Source organism: Pseudomonas sp. NPDC087614 (assembly GCF_044743485.1).
GTDB classification, from domain to species: Bacteria; Pseudomonadota; Gammaproteobacteria; order Pseudomonadales; family Pseudomonadaceae; genus Aquipseudomonas; species Aquipseudomonas baetica_A.
Genome location: NZ_JBIUWN010000046.1, coordinates 18169 through 32491 on the forward strand (window position 1 = coordinate 18169; position 14323 = coordinate 32491).

At 57.9% G+C, this 14323-nt stretch carries 13 protein-coding genes; 3 read left to right on the forward strand and 10 right to left on the reverse strand.

All coding sequences use genetic code 11. The features are described from left to right. Window positions 1-10: 10 nt before the first annotated feature. Together nagZ and ACIOWA_RS17490 are read right to left on the reverse strand one after the other, a co-directional pair. Entirely contained in the window at window positions 11-1021 is a 1011-nt protein-coding gene (gene nagZ, locus ACIOWA_RS17485; protein ID WP_339433386.1) for a beta-N-acetylhexosaminidase, read from the reverse strand. A gap of 158 nt (window positions 1022-1179) precedes the next feature. Further along, complete coding sequence (locus ACIOWA_RS17490) at window positions 1180-1887, reverse strand: TetR family transcriptional regulator (protein WP_339433387.1); 708 nt, start codon at window positions 1885-1887, stop codon at window positions 1180-1182. A 229-nt stretch (window positions 1888-2116) separates the two neighbouring features. Here ACIOWA_RS17490 and lexA point away from each other — a divergent pair, with 229 nt between their 5' ends. Together lexA and sulA are read left to right on the forward strand one after the other, a co-directional pair. Further along, the gene (lexA, locus tag ACIOWA_RS17495) at window positions 2117-2725 is read left to right on the forward strand and encodes a transcriptional repressor LexA (protein WP_401160957.1); all 609 of its coding nucleotides are present in this window, start codon (window positions 2117-2119) and stop codon (window positions 2723-2725) included. Window positions 2726-2735: 10 nt separating this feature from the next. Beyond that, window positions 2736-3209, forward strand: a complete 474-nt coding sequence (gene sulA / locus ACIOWA_RS17500; protein WP_339433388.1) for an SOS-induced cell division inhibitor SulA — start codon at window positions 2736-2738, stop codon at window positions 3207-3209. 95 nt (window positions 3210-3304) lie between these two features. Here sulA and ACIOWA_RS17505 read toward each other — a convergent pair whose 3' ends face one another. The 7 genes from ACIOWA_RS17505 to ACIOWA_RS17535 form a co-directional block, all read right to left on the reverse strand. After that, window positions 3305-3538, reverse strand: coding sequence for a hypothetical protein (locus tag ACIOWA_RS17505; RefSeq protein WP_221733227.1), 234 nt, complete (start codon window positions 3536-3538; stop codon window positions 3305-3307). A 106-nt stretch (window positions 3539-3644) separates the two neighbouring features. Continuing rightward, window positions 3645-4169 carry a DUF6586 family protein gene (locus ACIOWA_RS17510; protein WP_401160959.1) on the reverse strand — a complete coding sequence of 175 codons (525 nt, stop codon included), beginning with the start codon at window positions 4167-4169 and terminating at the stop codon, window positions 3645-3647. Window positions 4170-4313: 144 nt separating this feature from the next. Then, the gene (topA, locus tag ACIOWA_RS17515; protein ID WP_401160961.1) at window positions 4314-6947 is read right to left on the reverse strand and encodes a type I DNA topoisomerase; all 2634 of its coding nucleotides are present in this window, start codon (window positions 6945-6947) and stop codon (window positions 4314-4316) included. Between the two features lie 114 nt (window positions 6948-7061). Continuing rightward, on the reverse strand, window positions 7062-7298 hold the full coding sequence (locus ACIOWA_RS17520) for a DUF1653 domain-containing protein (protein ID WP_042560169.1): 237 nt from the start codon (window positions 7296-7298) through the stop codon (window positions 7062-7064). 97 nt (window positions 7299-7395) lie between these two features. Further along, window positions 7396-8571 carry an acetyl-CoA C-acyltransferase FadA gene (gene fadA, locus ACIOWA_RS17525; protein ID WP_339466195.1) on the reverse strand — a complete coding sequence of 392 codons (1176 nt, stop codon included), beginning with the start codon at window positions 8569-8571 and terminating at the stop codon, window positions 7396-7398. 29 nt (window positions 8572-8600) lie between these two features. Continuing rightward, complete coding sequence (gene fadB, locus ACIOWA_RS17530; RefSeq protein ID WP_401160963.1) at window positions 8601-10748, reverse strand: fatty acid oxidation complex subunit alpha FadB; 2148 nt, start codon at window positions 10746-10748, stop codon at window positions 8601-8603. A gap of 525 nt (window positions 10749-11273) precedes the next feature. After that, complete coding sequence (locus tag ACIOWA_RS17535; RefSeq protein WP_339433393.1) at window positions 11274-11711, reverse strand: hypothetical protein; 438 nt, start codon at window positions 11709-11711, stop codon at window positions 11274-11276. Between the two features lie 91 nt (window positions 11712-11802). Here ACIOWA_RS17535 and ACIOWA_RS17540 point away from each other — a divergent pair, with 91 nt between their 5' ends. Next, entirely contained in the window at window positions 11803-12240 is a 438-nt protein-coding gene (locus tag ACIOWA_RS17540; protein ID WP_339433394.1) for a universal stress protein, read from the forward strand. Window positions 12241-12411: 171 nt separating this feature from the next. Here ACIOWA_RS17540 and ACIOWA_RS17545 read toward each other — a convergent pair whose 3' ends face one another. After that, window positions 12412-14313 carry an ATP-binding cassette domain-containing protein gene (locus tag ACIOWA_RS17545; RefSeq protein ID WP_401160984.1) on the reverse strand — a complete coding sequence of 634 codons (1902 nt, stop codon included), beginning with the start codon at window positions 14311-14313 and terminating at the stop codon, window positions 12412-12414. Between the last annotated feature and the right edge of the window lie 10 nt (window positions 14314-14323).

Genomic DNA, 14323 nt, shown 5'->3' on the forward strand with positions numbered 1-14323 from the left:
CGGAAAATCCTTAATCGATCAGTTGAGCGTCTTTGAGCGCAACGATGGCGCTGAGCCAGCGCGGATCCTGACGGTAATCGGTGCTGGCGAACGCCTGACCGCGCATCCGCGCGATGCGAGCGGATGGCCTGACCTTCATACGTTGTGCAGCGCTCAGGGCCAACTCGGCCGCGGCGCGGTCGTTGCATACCAGGCCCATGTCGCAACCGGCAGTCAGTGCGGCTTCGATGCGACTGGCTGCGTCGCCGACCACGTGGGCGCCGGCCATCGACAGGTCGTCACTGAAGATCACACCGTCGAACTGCAACTCGCCGCGCAGAATGTCCTGCAGCCAGCGGCGGGAGAAACCAGCAGGCTGCGAGTCGACTTGCGGGTAGATGACGTGAGCGGGCATAACAGCAGCGAGTTGCTTGCTGAGCCGGGCGAATGGCACGAGGTCGTTGGCACGGATTTCATCGAGGCTACGCTCGTCGTTCGGGATCGCCACATGCGAATCGGCTTCCGCCCAGCCATGACCGGGGAAGTGTTTACCGGTGGCCGCCATGCCGGCGCTGTTCATGCCGCGAATAAAGGCACCGGCCAGTAATGCGGCACGTTCGGGATCGCCTTCGAACGAGCGGGTGCCGACAACGGCGCTGCGCTGATAATCCAGATCAAGTACCGGGGCGAAGCTCAGGTCGAGGCCGACCGCCAGCACTTCGGTGGCCATGATCCAGCCGCACTGCTCGGCCAGATATTCGGCATTCGGGTTGTCAGCAATGGCGCGCATGGCCGGTAGACGGACAAAACCCTGACGCAAGCGCTGGACGCGACCGCCCTCCTGATCCACGGCCAGCAGCAGGTCTGGACGTATGGCGCGAATCGATGCGCTCAGCTCGCGTACCTGACGTGGATGCTCGATGTTGCGGGCAAAAATAATAAGGCCGCCCACTTCGGGCTGACGCAACAAATGGCGATCTTCAGCCGTCAGCCAGGTACCGGCGACGTCCACCATCAACGAGCCTTGCAGGCCAGCAGTCATAGAGATTCCTTGAAAACAAAAAAACCGATCCACATGAAATCGCTACCAAGGGCGGTGCCTGGCACGTCGGCAATTTCTATGCAGAAGGGTTTCAGAACGAGAGTCGGCATGGGCAGCTAGCTTAGCGGATACAAGCTGCCGCGCCCACCCGTGCGCGGTTAAACCTTGGCGGCGACCGGCATTGATTTGCTGCGCGGACGCAGCTGAGCGGTGGCCATGGCCGCGTCGGTGACGCCGGTTTCGGCACGCATGCCCGCGGCGAGGAACGGCACCATCAGGCGCATGACTTGCTCAATGGAGGTGTTGACGCCGAAATCGGTTTCAGCAATCGCACGCAAGGCCTTGATGCCGGACATGCTGAACGCAGCAGCACCGAGCATGAAGTGCACGCGCCAGAACAACTCGATCGGAGGAATACGTGGCGCCGCCTCGTTGACCAGCAGCATATAGCGGCGGAATACCTTGCCGTACATGTCTTCCAGATAACGACGCAAGTGGCCTTGGCTCTGGCTGAATGCGAGACCAAGCAGACGCATGAAAATCGACAGGTCATTGCCGCTACGTGGCTGAACCACCAGCGCCTGCTCGACGAGGATTTCCAGCAACTCTTCAAGGGTGGGTTTGTTTTCAGGCTTGGCCTGACGCCGTTCCAGCTCTTTATCAAGGCTCGTGCAAAACGGCCCGAGGAAGCGCGAGAAGACCGCTTGAATCAGCGCTTTCTTCGAGCCGAAATGATAGTTCACCGCTGCCAGATTGACGCCGGCCTTGCTGGTGATCAAACGCAATGAGGTTTCAGCGAAACCTTTCTCCGCGAACAACTGCTCGGCAGCATCAAGAATGCGTTCAACGGTTTCCGACTGGGCCATGGCTACTCCGCCTGACAAACACTTGTTTGAAACATACGTTTCAGCCTGTGCCTTGTCAAGCCTGCCAGTTCGTTTTGGGAATGGTCGGTCAGCTATTTAACCACACAAGACCGATGCATTAATAAGCAGGCCTGCCGACCGTCCGGCGGCCTGTAAAAAAACGGGCATTGCCAAGACCGCTTCACTGTATATAATCCCAGTCACTGTATAAAAAGACAGAGCGATCAATATGCTAAAGCTGACGCCACGCCAAGCCGAGATTCTGGCCTTTATCAAACGCTGCCTTGAAGACAACGGCTACCCGCCGACCCGCGCAGAAATCGCTCATGAACTGGGTTTCAAGTCGCCCAACGCAGCGGAAGAACATCTCAAGGCGCTGGCTCGCAAGGGCGCCATCGAGATGACCCCAGGTGCATCCCGTGGCATTCGCATCCCCGGTTTCGAAGCCAAAGCCGACGACTCGACCCTGCCAATCATCGGCCGAGTCGCTGCTGGCGCACCGATCCTCGCCCAACAGCACATCGAAGAATCCTGCAACATCAATCCTGCATTCTTCCACCCTCGCGCCGACTATCTTCTGCGCGTACACGGCATGAGCATGAAGGACATCGGCATTTTCGATGGCGACCTTCTGGCCGTTCACACCACCCGTGAAGCGCGTAATGGTCAGGTTGTCGTCGCCCGCATCGGTGATGAAGTCACCGTCAAACGCTTCAAGCGCGAAGGCAGCAAAGTCTGGCTGATTGCAGAAAACCCTGAGTTTGCCCCCATCGAAGTCGACCTGAAAGATCAGGAACTGGTTATCGAAGGCTTGAGTGTCGGCGTAATCCGCCGTTAAAGGAGGCTTTATGCAGTTCCCACACACACCTCAACAGACACAACTGCCTTTATTCGAAGCGTTTCTAGCGCAACCGATAGCGCCGATCCTGAAAGAAGTGGTCGAGCGCCCGTGGAGTGTTGAACCGGAAGTATTCAGTGAACTGTCACTGCGCGGTGCCACCGGGAACTGCCTAAACCTGCTGGCTCCGATCCTTCGCGAACTGAGCGATGATCAGGACGCACGCTGGCTAACGCTGATTGCACCACCTGCCAGCCTGACACAAGCGTGGCTGCGGGATGCAGGGCTGAACCGCGAGCGCATTCTATTGCTGCAACCGAGGGGCACTCAAAGTGCTCAGCAACTGGCGTGCGAAGCCTTGCGCCTGGGGCGAAGTCACACTGTAGTCACTTGGCTCAATCCACTGAACACGGGTTCACGACAACAATTGATCAGCGCTGCACGCAAGGGCAACGCCCAGAGCCTGAATATTCGATTGGGTTAGCTGGCTGGTTACGGGCGCTGTTTGAAGCGCCGGGCTTCTCCAAGGATAGAGAAGCCGATCTGAAGCGACAGGACAAACAGGAAAGCAGACGGGGATCAATGAAGAACCCGCGGCCCTTCTTCCTTGTCAAAATCCCCCTCAATCATCCGACCCGCCATCTGCACGCCGACGCTCAGCATCGCCTTGGCGATTTCTACATGCTGGCCCTGCAGGAATGTCTTGGCATCCTCGGAGAAATCCAGAGTCACCAGAGACCCCTCGTCCTCAGCCCTGCGCAGTTCGATTCGGCCGTCGGGTAACTCGACAATTTCTAGAAAGGACGTTGGCATATAGGTCTGTTCTCCACGAAAGGCAGGCATTATATAGACATCATCCAGGCTTCGCTCGGGATCTTGACCAGCAGCATGTTTCAGATTGCCACCGCGTCAATCTCCCTCAGCACTCATTCAAGCCTTCGCGAAAACGGATCGCCAGAGCTTTCAGGTTCTGCCGCCAGCTCTCCAACTCCTCTCGACTCAACTCACCTAGCACCTCTTCTTCATCCAGATTAACCGCCTGGATCAGCGGCTGTGTCACATCTCCCTTGGGTTTGTGCGGTACCCTCGGCGGCTGGAACAACGCCGAATGCGCTGCTAACAGTTTGGCCAGCCAGGTTTGCGAATTGCCCGCCAACTCAACCATTTCAGCCAGTTCGGGGATAGCAATCGACTCAAGCACGTCGCACGTCAGCAGCATCTCCGCCCGGGGTTCATTTGCCTGAGGCAGACGGTAGAAACCGGCGATTTCATGACAAAGCCCCAACAAGGCACCGTAGAGGTGAAACAGCGCCGATTCACGTCCGGCCTGAATCAGCGCCAAAGAATTCATCGCCCGCCCCTCTTCAGCTCGAGCCAGAGCTTCCAGCGACAGGCCGGCAAAATAAATCTTCTGATTGGTACGGGTATAGAGTTCGTGGGCCATGACGGCTGCCTCCACAACGAAATAATTGCTTCACACAGGCCGGACAGTGTCGTGGATCAGCCAATCCCACCGCAAGCACAAAACAAAAAGGCCGCATGAAAACCCAAAGGTTCTCATGCGGCCCTTTCAGTATGTGACTAACGCTTACTCAGCCTTGGCCTTTGCGCTGCGCTTGTCTTCAACCGCCCACTTGCCGCCGTCGTAGTAAGCCTTCCAACCGGTAGGCTTGCCGTCGACTTCGGTCTGTACGTATTGCTCCTTGGTCTTGCGGCTGTAGCGGATCACCGCTGGCAGACCATCAGGATCCTTCTGCGGCGCTTCACACAGGAAGTGATACTTTGGATCAATCTCGCTCTTGTGCGGCAGAATCTCGATCACCAATGGAGCACGAGTCTCACGGTTTTTCGGGAACTGACTGGCCGCCAGGAACAGACCGGACGCACCATCACGCAGGATGTAGGTGTCGTTGACTTTTTCGCATTTCAGCTCAGGCATCTTCACCGGATCCATCTTCGGCGGCGCCGCGTCTCCGCTCTTGAGCAGTTTGCGCGTGTTTTTACAGGTCGGGCTGGTGCAGCCGAAGAACTTGCCGAAACGGCCGGTTTTGAGTTGCATCTCGCTGCCGCACTTGTCGCACTCAAGGCTTGGACCTTCATAGCCCTTGATGCGATAGCTGCCTTCTTCGATTTCGTATCCGGCGCAATCCGGATTGTTACCGCAAATGTGCAGTTTGCGCTTCTCGTCGAGCAGGTATGCGTCCATCGCCGTGCTGCAGATCGGGCAGCGATGCTTGCCACGCAGTACCAGCGACTCCGACTCACCCTCGTCGTCTGCAGCGATTTCGTCTCCCGGCACCAGGTTGACGGTGGCCTTGCAGCGTTCTTTCGGTGGCAGGCTGTAGCCCGAGCAGCCGAGGAATACGCCGGTCGACGCGGTACGAATCTGCATCGGACGGCCGCACGTGGTGCACGGAATGTCGGTCATGACCGGCTGGTTGGCACGCATGCCGTTGTCCGGGTTCTCCGCCACTTCGAGTTTCTTCTTGAAGTCGCCGTAGAACTCGTCCAGCACGTTTTTCCAGTCGCGCTCGCCGTGAGCCACGTCATCGAGGTTCTCTTCCATGCCGGCGGTAAAGCCGTAGTCCATGAGATTGGAGAAGCTCTCCGACAGGCGTTCGGTGACGATGTCGCCCATTTTTTCCGAATAGAAACGACGGTTATGCAGCGTCACATAGCCGCGATCCTGAATGGTCGAAATGATCGCAGCGTAGGTCGAAGGACGACCGATGCCGCGTTTTTCCATTTCCTTGACCAGGCTGGCTTCGGAGTAACGCGCCGGTGGCTTGGTGAAGTGCTGGGACGGATCAAGCTTGATCAGCTTCATCACGTCGCCCTGTGCCATGTCCGGCAGAACATCGTCATCGCCAGGCTTGGCGATCTGCGGCATTACGCGGGTGTAGCCGTCGAACTTGAGGATACGGCCCTTGGCACGCAGCTCGAAGTCACCAGCGGCGACGCTCACGGTGGTCGACAGGTATTGCGCGGGCAGCATCTGGCAAGCGAGGAACTGGCGCCAGATCAGCTCGTAGAGGCGCTCAGCGTCACGCTCCATGCCGGCCAGCTTGCTCGGCGTGGTGTTGGCGTCGGAAGGACGGATCGCTTCGTGAGCCTCTTGTGCACCTTCTTTGCTGCTGTAGACGTTTGGTGTTTCCGGCAGGTACTTCTTGCCGAACTCGTCTTCAATGTAAGTGCGTGCCATCGTCACGGCGTCAGCCGAGAGGTTGGTCGAGTCGGTACGCATATAAGTGATGTAGCCAGCTTCGTACAAACGCTGGGCCATCATCATGGTTTTCTTCACCCCGAAGCCCAGGCGATTGCTCGCTGCCTGCTGCAGGGTGGACGTGATGAACGGTGCCGAAGGCTTGCTGCTGGTCGGCTTGTCTTCGCGCTTGACGATGCTGTAGCTGGAAGACTTCAGCTTCTCCAGCGCTGCAGTTGCCTGGGCTTCGTTCAGCGGCTTGAAGGCTTCGCCCTTCTCGCGCGCTACTTCGAAACGCACGGTCGAGCCTTTGGTGGTGCCTAAATCGGCGTGCACTTCCCAGTATTCTTCAGGGTTGAAGGCACGGATTTCGCGCTCGCGCTCGACCACCAGTTTCACCGCAACCGATTGCACACGACCGGCAGACAAGCCACGGGCGATCTTGGCCCACAGCAGTGGCGAGACCATGTAACCCACGACGCGGTCGAGGAAACGACGCGCCTGCTGGGCATTCACACGATCGATGTCCAGCTCGCCCGGCTCGGAGAAGGCTTCCTGAATCGCTTTCTTGGTGATTTCGTTGAACACCACGCGCTTGTAGCGGCTGTCGTCACCACCAATGGCTTCGCGCAGGTGCCAGGCAATGGCTTCCCCCTCGCGATCCAAGTCGGTTGCGAGATAGATGGTGTCAGCGTCTTTGGCGAGCCGGCGCAGCTCTTCGATGACCTTCTCTTTACCCGGGAGGATCTCGTACTGGGCTTTCCAGCCATGATCGGGATCGACCCCCATACGCGAGACCAACTGCTTACGCGCTTTCTCTTTCGGCGTGAGCACCGGCCCTTCGCCCACGGCAGCCTTGCCGCGCTTGGCGGCTGGCTCTTTGCTGGCGCTAGCCGAACCGCTGGTGGGCAGGTCTCGGATATGGCCGATACTCGACTTCACCACGTATTGGTTACCCAGATACTTGTTGATGGTCTTGGCCTTAGCCGGGGATTCCACAATGACCAGCGATTTGCCCATGGATCAGAAAATTCCTGAATTCTAGAAGTGAAAGGCGGTTGGCGCCTGACGCGGCACCGCTATATATAGTTGATACAAGGTGAGGTCAAGCACAGGGTGCTGCGCGCACTCGCCTCATGCCTTGGAAAAAAGGCTCGGTTCGGCTTGCACCAAAGCAAAGCGTGGCACCTGCTCGCCGTCAACCTCGACTGACTCGAGAAACATGCTCAAAGGGCGCACCCAAAAGCCATAATCGCCATACAGGGCTTGGTAAAAGACCACTTCTTCTTCGGTCTCGGAATGCCGCGCAACATTGAATACACGGTACTGCGGACCTTTGTAATGTTGGTAGAGCCCAGGTTGTATCGGCATGCTTCGGCCCTCACTCAAATTTTTTCAAAAAAAAACAAAATAAATCCACAAAAACAAAAACCGGGGCACTTGGCCCCGGCTTCCATCAACGAGACGCTTAAACGCGTTCGAAGACGGTGGAGATGCCTTGGCCGAGACCAATGCACATAGTGGCCACCCCGAAGGTGCCGCTATTCTGCTTCATCACGTTCAGCAGGGTGCCGGAAATACGCGCACCGGAGCAACCGAACGGGTGACCCAGGGCAATCGCGCCGCCGTGCAGGTTAACCTTCTCATTCATCTTGTCGAGTACTTTCAGATCTTTCAGCACTGGCAGAGCCTGTGCGGCGAAAGCTTCATTGAGCTCAAAGAAGTCGATATCGTTAATGACAAGACCTGCACGCTTCAGGGCTTTCTGTGTAGCCGGAACTGGACCATAGCCCATGATTGCCGGATCCACACCCGCCACTGCCATCGAGCGGATCACCGCCATCGGCTGGATACCCAGGTCCTGCGCACGCTGCGCCGACATCACGATCATGCACGAAGCACCATCGGTGATCTGCGACGAAGTACCGGCAGTCACGGTGCCGCCCTTTGGATTGAAGGCAGGCTTGAGGGCCGCCAGGCTTTCCAGGGTGGTTTCCGGACGAATGGTTTCGTCGTAGTCGAACAGTTTCAGGAAACCGTTCTCGTCATATCCCTGCATCGGGATGATTTCGTCTTTGAACTTGCCTTCCACGGTGGCCTTGTGGGCGAGTTGGTGGGAACGCACGCCAAAGGCGTCTTGCTGCTCACGAGTGATGCCGTGCATCTTGCCAAGCATTTCAGCGGTCAGGCCCATCATGCCCGAGGCTTTCGCAGCGTACAGAGACATGTGCGGGTTCGGATCGACACCGTGCATCATGCTCACATGACCCATATGCTCGACGCCACCAACCACGAACACGTCACCGTTACCGGTCATGATCGCTTGTGCAGCAGTGTGCAGAGCGCTCATCGACGAGCCACACAGACGGCTGACGGTCTGGCCGGCCGAGGTGTGCGGGATCTGGGTCATCAGCGACGCCATGCGCGCAATGTTCCAGCCCTGCTCCAGGGTCTGGTTTACACAGCCCCAGATCACGTCCTCGACTTCAGCAGGATCGACCTTGGCGTTGCGCTCCAGCAATTTGCTGATCAGGTGCGCCGACATGTCTTCAGCGCGGGTGTTGCGGTGCATGCCGCCCTTGGAGCGGCCCATCGGTGTACGACCGAAGTCGACAATCACGACGTCTCTAGGATTCAAGCTCATAAGTTCACTCTCACTCTAGTTGGGGGCGCTTAACCGAAGAAGCTCTGGCCGTTTTTGGCCATTTCGCGCAGCTTCGCGGTCGGGTGGTACAGCGCGCCCAAATCAGCGTACTGGTCAGCCAGGGCAACGAACTCGGCAACACCGATCGAATCGATGTAGCGCAGCGCACCGCCACGGAATGGAGGGAAACCGATACCGTAGACCAGACCCATGTCGGCTTCGGCGGCAGTTTCAACGATGCCGTCTTCCAGGCAACGCACGGTTTCCAGGCACAGCGCAATCATCATCCAGTTGATGATGTCTTCGTCAGTGACTTCGCGCTGCTCGTAAACGATCGGCTTGAGTACTTCCAGTACCGACGGATCGGCAACTTTCTTCTGCTTGCCTTTCTTGTCGGTCTCGTAGGCGTAGAAGCCCTTACCGTTTTTCTGGCCCAGACGCTTGGCTTCGTAAAGCACGTCGACAGCCGAACGGCGGTCATCCTTCATGCGATCCGGGAAGCCTTCAGCCATCACGTCACGGCCGTGGTGACCGGTGTCGATGCCGACCACATCCATCAGGTAGGCAGGCCCCATCGGCCAGCCGAATTTTTCCATGATCTTGTCGATGCGGACGAAGTCCACACCAGCGCTGACCAGCTTGGCGAAACCGCCGAAGTACGGGAACAGCACGCGGTTGACCAGGAAGCCCGGGCAATCGTTGACGACGATCGGGTTCTTGCCCATTTTCTTGGCGTAGGCAACGGTGGTGGCAACAGCCAGCTCGCTGGACTTCTCGCCACGAATCACTTCTACCAGCGGCATCATGTGCACCGGGTTGAAGAAGTGCATGCCGACAAAATTTTCCGGGCGCTTGAGGGCTTTCGCCAGCAGGCTGATGGAAATGGTCGAGGTGTTGGACGCGAGGATGGTGTCCTCTTTAACCTTGTCTTCGACTTCCGCCAGCACGGCTTGCTTGACTTTCGGGTTCTCGACGACAGCTTCAACAACCAGGTCAACGTGACCAAAATCGCCGTAGGACAGCGTCGGACGAATGCCGTTGAGCACTTCAGCCATTTTCGCGGCGGTCATACGACCTTTGTCAACGCGGCCAACCAGCAGTTTGGCGGCTTCGGCCAGACCCTGCTCGATACCGTGTTCGTTGATATCCTTCATCAGGATCGGCGTGCCTTTGGACGCCGACTGATAGGCGATACCGCCCCCCATGATGCCAGCGCCGAGTACGGCGGCCTGCTTCACGTCTTTGGCGATTTCGTCGTAGGCCTTGGCCTTCTTCTTCAGTTCCTGATCGTTCAGGAACAGACCGATCAAGCTCTGCGCGGCAGAGGTCTTGGCCAGTTTGACAAAACCTACGGCTTCGACTTCCAGCGCCTTGTCACGACCGAAGTTGGCGGCTTTCTGGATGGTCTTGATCGCTTCGACCGGCGCCGGGTAGTTCGGGCCAGCTTGACCGGCAACAAAACCTTTAGCGGTTTCGAAAGCCATCATTTGTTCAATGGCGTTCAGCTTGAGTTTTTCCAGCTTCGGCTGACGCTTGGCCTTGAAATCGAACTCGCCGCAGATGGCACGCTTGATCAGCTCAAGGGCAGCTTCCTGCAGCTTCTCTGGAGCAACCACGGCGTCGACCGCGCTGACTTTCAGGGCGTCTTCAGGGCGGTTTTCCTTGCCGGCGGCAATCCACTCGATAGCGTTGTCGACACCGATCAGGCGCGGCAGACGCACGGTACCGCCGAAGCCTGGGTAGATGCCCAGCTTGACTTCCGGCAGACCGATTTTGGCCTTGGTCGACATGACGCGATAGTCAGCTGCCAGGCACATTTCCAGACCGCCGCCCAGGGCGATGCCGTTGATGGCCGCTACGGTCGGAACGTTGAGGTCCTCGAAATCGCTGAAGATCTTGTTGGCTTCGAGATTGCCAGCAACCAGCTCGGCATCCGGCAGCTTGAAGTTTTCGACAAATTCAGTGATGTCGGCGCCGACGATGAACACGTCCTTGCCACTGCTGACGATCACACCCTTGATCGAAGCATCTGCCTTGATGGTGTCTACGGCCTGACGCAGCTCGTTCAGGGTATGACGGTTGAACTTGTTGACGGACACACCCATGAGGTCGAATTTCAATTCGACGATGCCACTTTCAAGAGCGTTAACCGTGATGGCTTTACCTTCGTAAATCATCAACTGATCTCCACGATATGGAAGCTGAACAGTACACGTCGGACGCAGGCGAATGGCTTGGCAGGACGCTTTTTCGTCGATGCTAACGCCAATCCACCCGGCACACCCGCCAACGCGATAGTCGGGATTCTGTAGGAGCGATCTGTAAGACAAACGCTCAATTCATACGCCCGTTTGATTTGGGTACGCCACCTTCACGGAATTTCCGACAATTGTCAATCGCCCAAAATACGGGTTGAAAGGCGACTTTGCAGTCATTTCCGCTCCACGAAGACCGGCAACACGCATCTGCATGTGAAGCCATTCATAGAATCAATAGTTAGAAAAGTCGCCCTAATTCTCATCGAGCCTTGTTTAAGGGGCTACGCTGGCTGGACTACAGGGAGATTCGCTGACTCCGCAAATGTGAATCAGCGATAAAAACAGTTACCGGCCTGCCTGGCCCCCGCCCGATGAATCATGTCGGGCTTTTTGTTGCTCGTCTGCCGGACGATGCGCACCATTGCAGTACGAAATGTCCGCGGGTTACGCCAGCGCTTTCAGTGTGGCATCGATATCCTGCAAAACTGCGGCTTCACCCTTTTCGCCCCAGTACAAGGCGATCATCTGCTTGTCGGCCTCGACCTTGAACACGTTTCCTGGCAACTTTTCGAAATGATTGAGCAGCGCCCGGTCTTCGCAGACTTCCTGCCATTGATTGACCCATATCCCTGGCGACTTCTGCCAGTAAGTCCAGCACGCTGGCTGACTGCCACGCCGCGGCCGATGGTATTGAGCACACGGATTGGGAGGCTCCTGAGACAGCCAGTGCGGCCACTCCTGAGGCGCCAGTTGCATAGCCAGCCCGATACGCCGCGCCTCCATGCGCAGGGCCATTCGACCGCTCTGCACACGCGATGGGCGCAACCATGCCAGCGGGCTCAGAACCACCAACAGGATTGACACCACCAACCAGACCGTCATATCTCTACTCCCGACTTAAGGTGAGCGCATTGTGTCACTTTGTTGAAACCAGCCATACTTAACAGTATTGAACCGTCACGAGGAGCACCTCATGCCCTACTCCCATATCCTGGTCGCCGTCGATCTGACCGAAGAGTGCGATCCTGTGATCCACCGCGCCCGAGAGCTGTCGGTGAGCAATGACGCCAAGCTCTCGCTGGTGCATATCGTCGAGCCGATGGCCATGGCGTTCGGCGGCGACGTGCCGATGGATCTATCACAACTGCAACAGCAGCAGTTCGATCAAGCCAAGGAACGCCTTGAGCGCCTGAAACTCAAGTATTGCGAACTCAAAGGCGCCGACTGCCACTTGACCTACGGCCAGCCACGCCAGGAAATCCACCATTTTGCCAAGGAGCATGAGTGCGATCTGATCGTGGTGGGCAGTCATGGACGCCATGGTCTGGCGCTGTTGCTCGGCTCGACCGCCAACGATGTACTGCACGGCGCGCCTTGTGACGTGCTAGCGGTGCACCTGGTCAAACAGTGAAATGCATCACCCTGAGGGGCGGGCCTGCTCGCGAAAACGTCGGCACATCCAATTTGATGTCGCGTGATATACCGATTTCGTGAGCAAACCCGCTCCTACCATGGATTTCAACACTACGTAAAAAGCCCGGCGCTCATGACTGAACGCCGGGCTTTTTTACATCTGGATCAATCAGGCATCCAACTCGGCCCAACGCTCCACCAGTGCATCCAGCTCGGCCTGCAATTGCTCAAGCGAGGCAATCACCTTGGCAGTCTCTGCCGCAGGACGCTGATAAAAACCGGCTTCGGCCATTTCGGCCTCTACGGCAGCGATTTGTTGCTCCTTGGCGTCAATATCACCCGGCAACGCTTCCAGTTCGCGCTGCAACTTGTAGCTCAGCTTCTTTTTTGCAGCAGGGGCAGCAACGGCAGGCGCTGCGACGGGAGCCGGCTCAGCCGTCACCACCGCCGAGTTCAGGTCAGCCTTGCCCGACTTGCTCTCGGTTACACCCAGCAGACGCGGCGAGCCGCCCTGACGAATCCAGTCTTGATAACCACCGACGTATTCGCGCACCTTGCCTTCGCCTTCGAAGACCAGGGTGCTGGTGACGACGTTGTCGAGGAATGCCCGGTCGTGGCTGACCATCAGTACAGTGCCGTTGAAGGTCAGCAGCACCTCTTCGAGCAGCTCAAGGGTTTCCACGTCGAGGTCGTTGGTCGGTTCGTCGAGTACCAACAGGTTCGCTGGTTTGCTGAACAGCTTTGCCAACAGCAGGCGAGCACGCTCACCACCCGACAACGCCTTGACAGGCGTGCGAGCACGCTGCGGGCTGAACAGGAAGTCGCCGAGGTAGCTCAGCACATGACGGCTCTGGCCATCGATATCGATAAAGTCGCGACCTTCGGCGACGTTGTCGATCACGGTCTTTTCCAGATCCAGCTGATGGCGCAATTGATCGAAGTAAGCCACATCGATCCGGGTGCCCTCTTCAACTTTACCGCTGGTCGGTTGCAGGCCGTTGAGCATCAGCTTGAGCAAGGTCGTCTTGCCGGTACCGTTGGCGCCAAGCAAACCGATACGGTCGCCGCGCTGCAGCACCATCGAGAAGTCCTTGATCAGGAACGGGCCGTCCGGGTGATGAAAGCTGACATTTTCCAGCACCATCACTTGCTTGCCGGACTTGTCGGCGGTTTCCAGCTGGATATTGGCCTTGCCGGTACGCTCACGACGTTCGCTGCGCTCGACACGCAGGGCTTTCAGGGCGCGAACGCGACCTTCGTTACGGGTACGACGCGCCTTGATGCCCTGACGGATCCACACTTCTTCCTGAGCCAGACGCTTGTCGAACAGCGCGTTGGCGGTTTCTTCAGCAGCCAGCGCGGCCTCTTTGTGGACGAGGAAGCTGGCGTAGTCGCCGTTCCAGTCGATCAGGCCGCCGCGATCCAGTTCGAGGATGCGCGTGGCAAGGTTTTGCAGAAAGGAACGGTCGTGCGTGATGAACAGCACGGCGCCCTGAAAATCTTTCAGCGCTTCTTCGAGCCAGGCAATTGCACCGATGTCCAGGTGGTTGGTGGGTTCGTCGAGCAGCAGCAGATCGGGTTCGGACACCAGTGCCTGCGCGAGCAGCACGCGACGACGCCAGCCACCGGACAATTCGGCAAGGGTCTTGTCAGCCGGCAATTGCAGGCGGCTCAGTGTGCTGTCGACCAGGGTCTGCAAGCGCCAGCCGTCACGGGCTTCGAGGTCGTGCTGAACGTGCATCAGTTTGTCCAGATCGGCATCGGTGACGATGTTCTGGCTCAGGTGATGATACTCGGCGAGCAAGGCGCCAACACCGTCGAGGCCTTCAGCCACCACGTCAAACACCGTCCGCTCGTCAGCCACCGGCAATTCTTGCGGCAATTCGCCGATTTTCAGACCGGGGGCACGCCACACCGAGCCGTCATCGGGCTTCTGGTCGCCCTTGACCAGTTTCATCATGCTGGATTTACCAGTGCCGTTGCGGCCGATGATGCACACCCGCTCACCACGGGCGAGGGGGCCGGGCCCCCGGTGCGACAACGGGCGGGCGGGGCCGGGCAGGGGCCCCACCCGGGGAGTT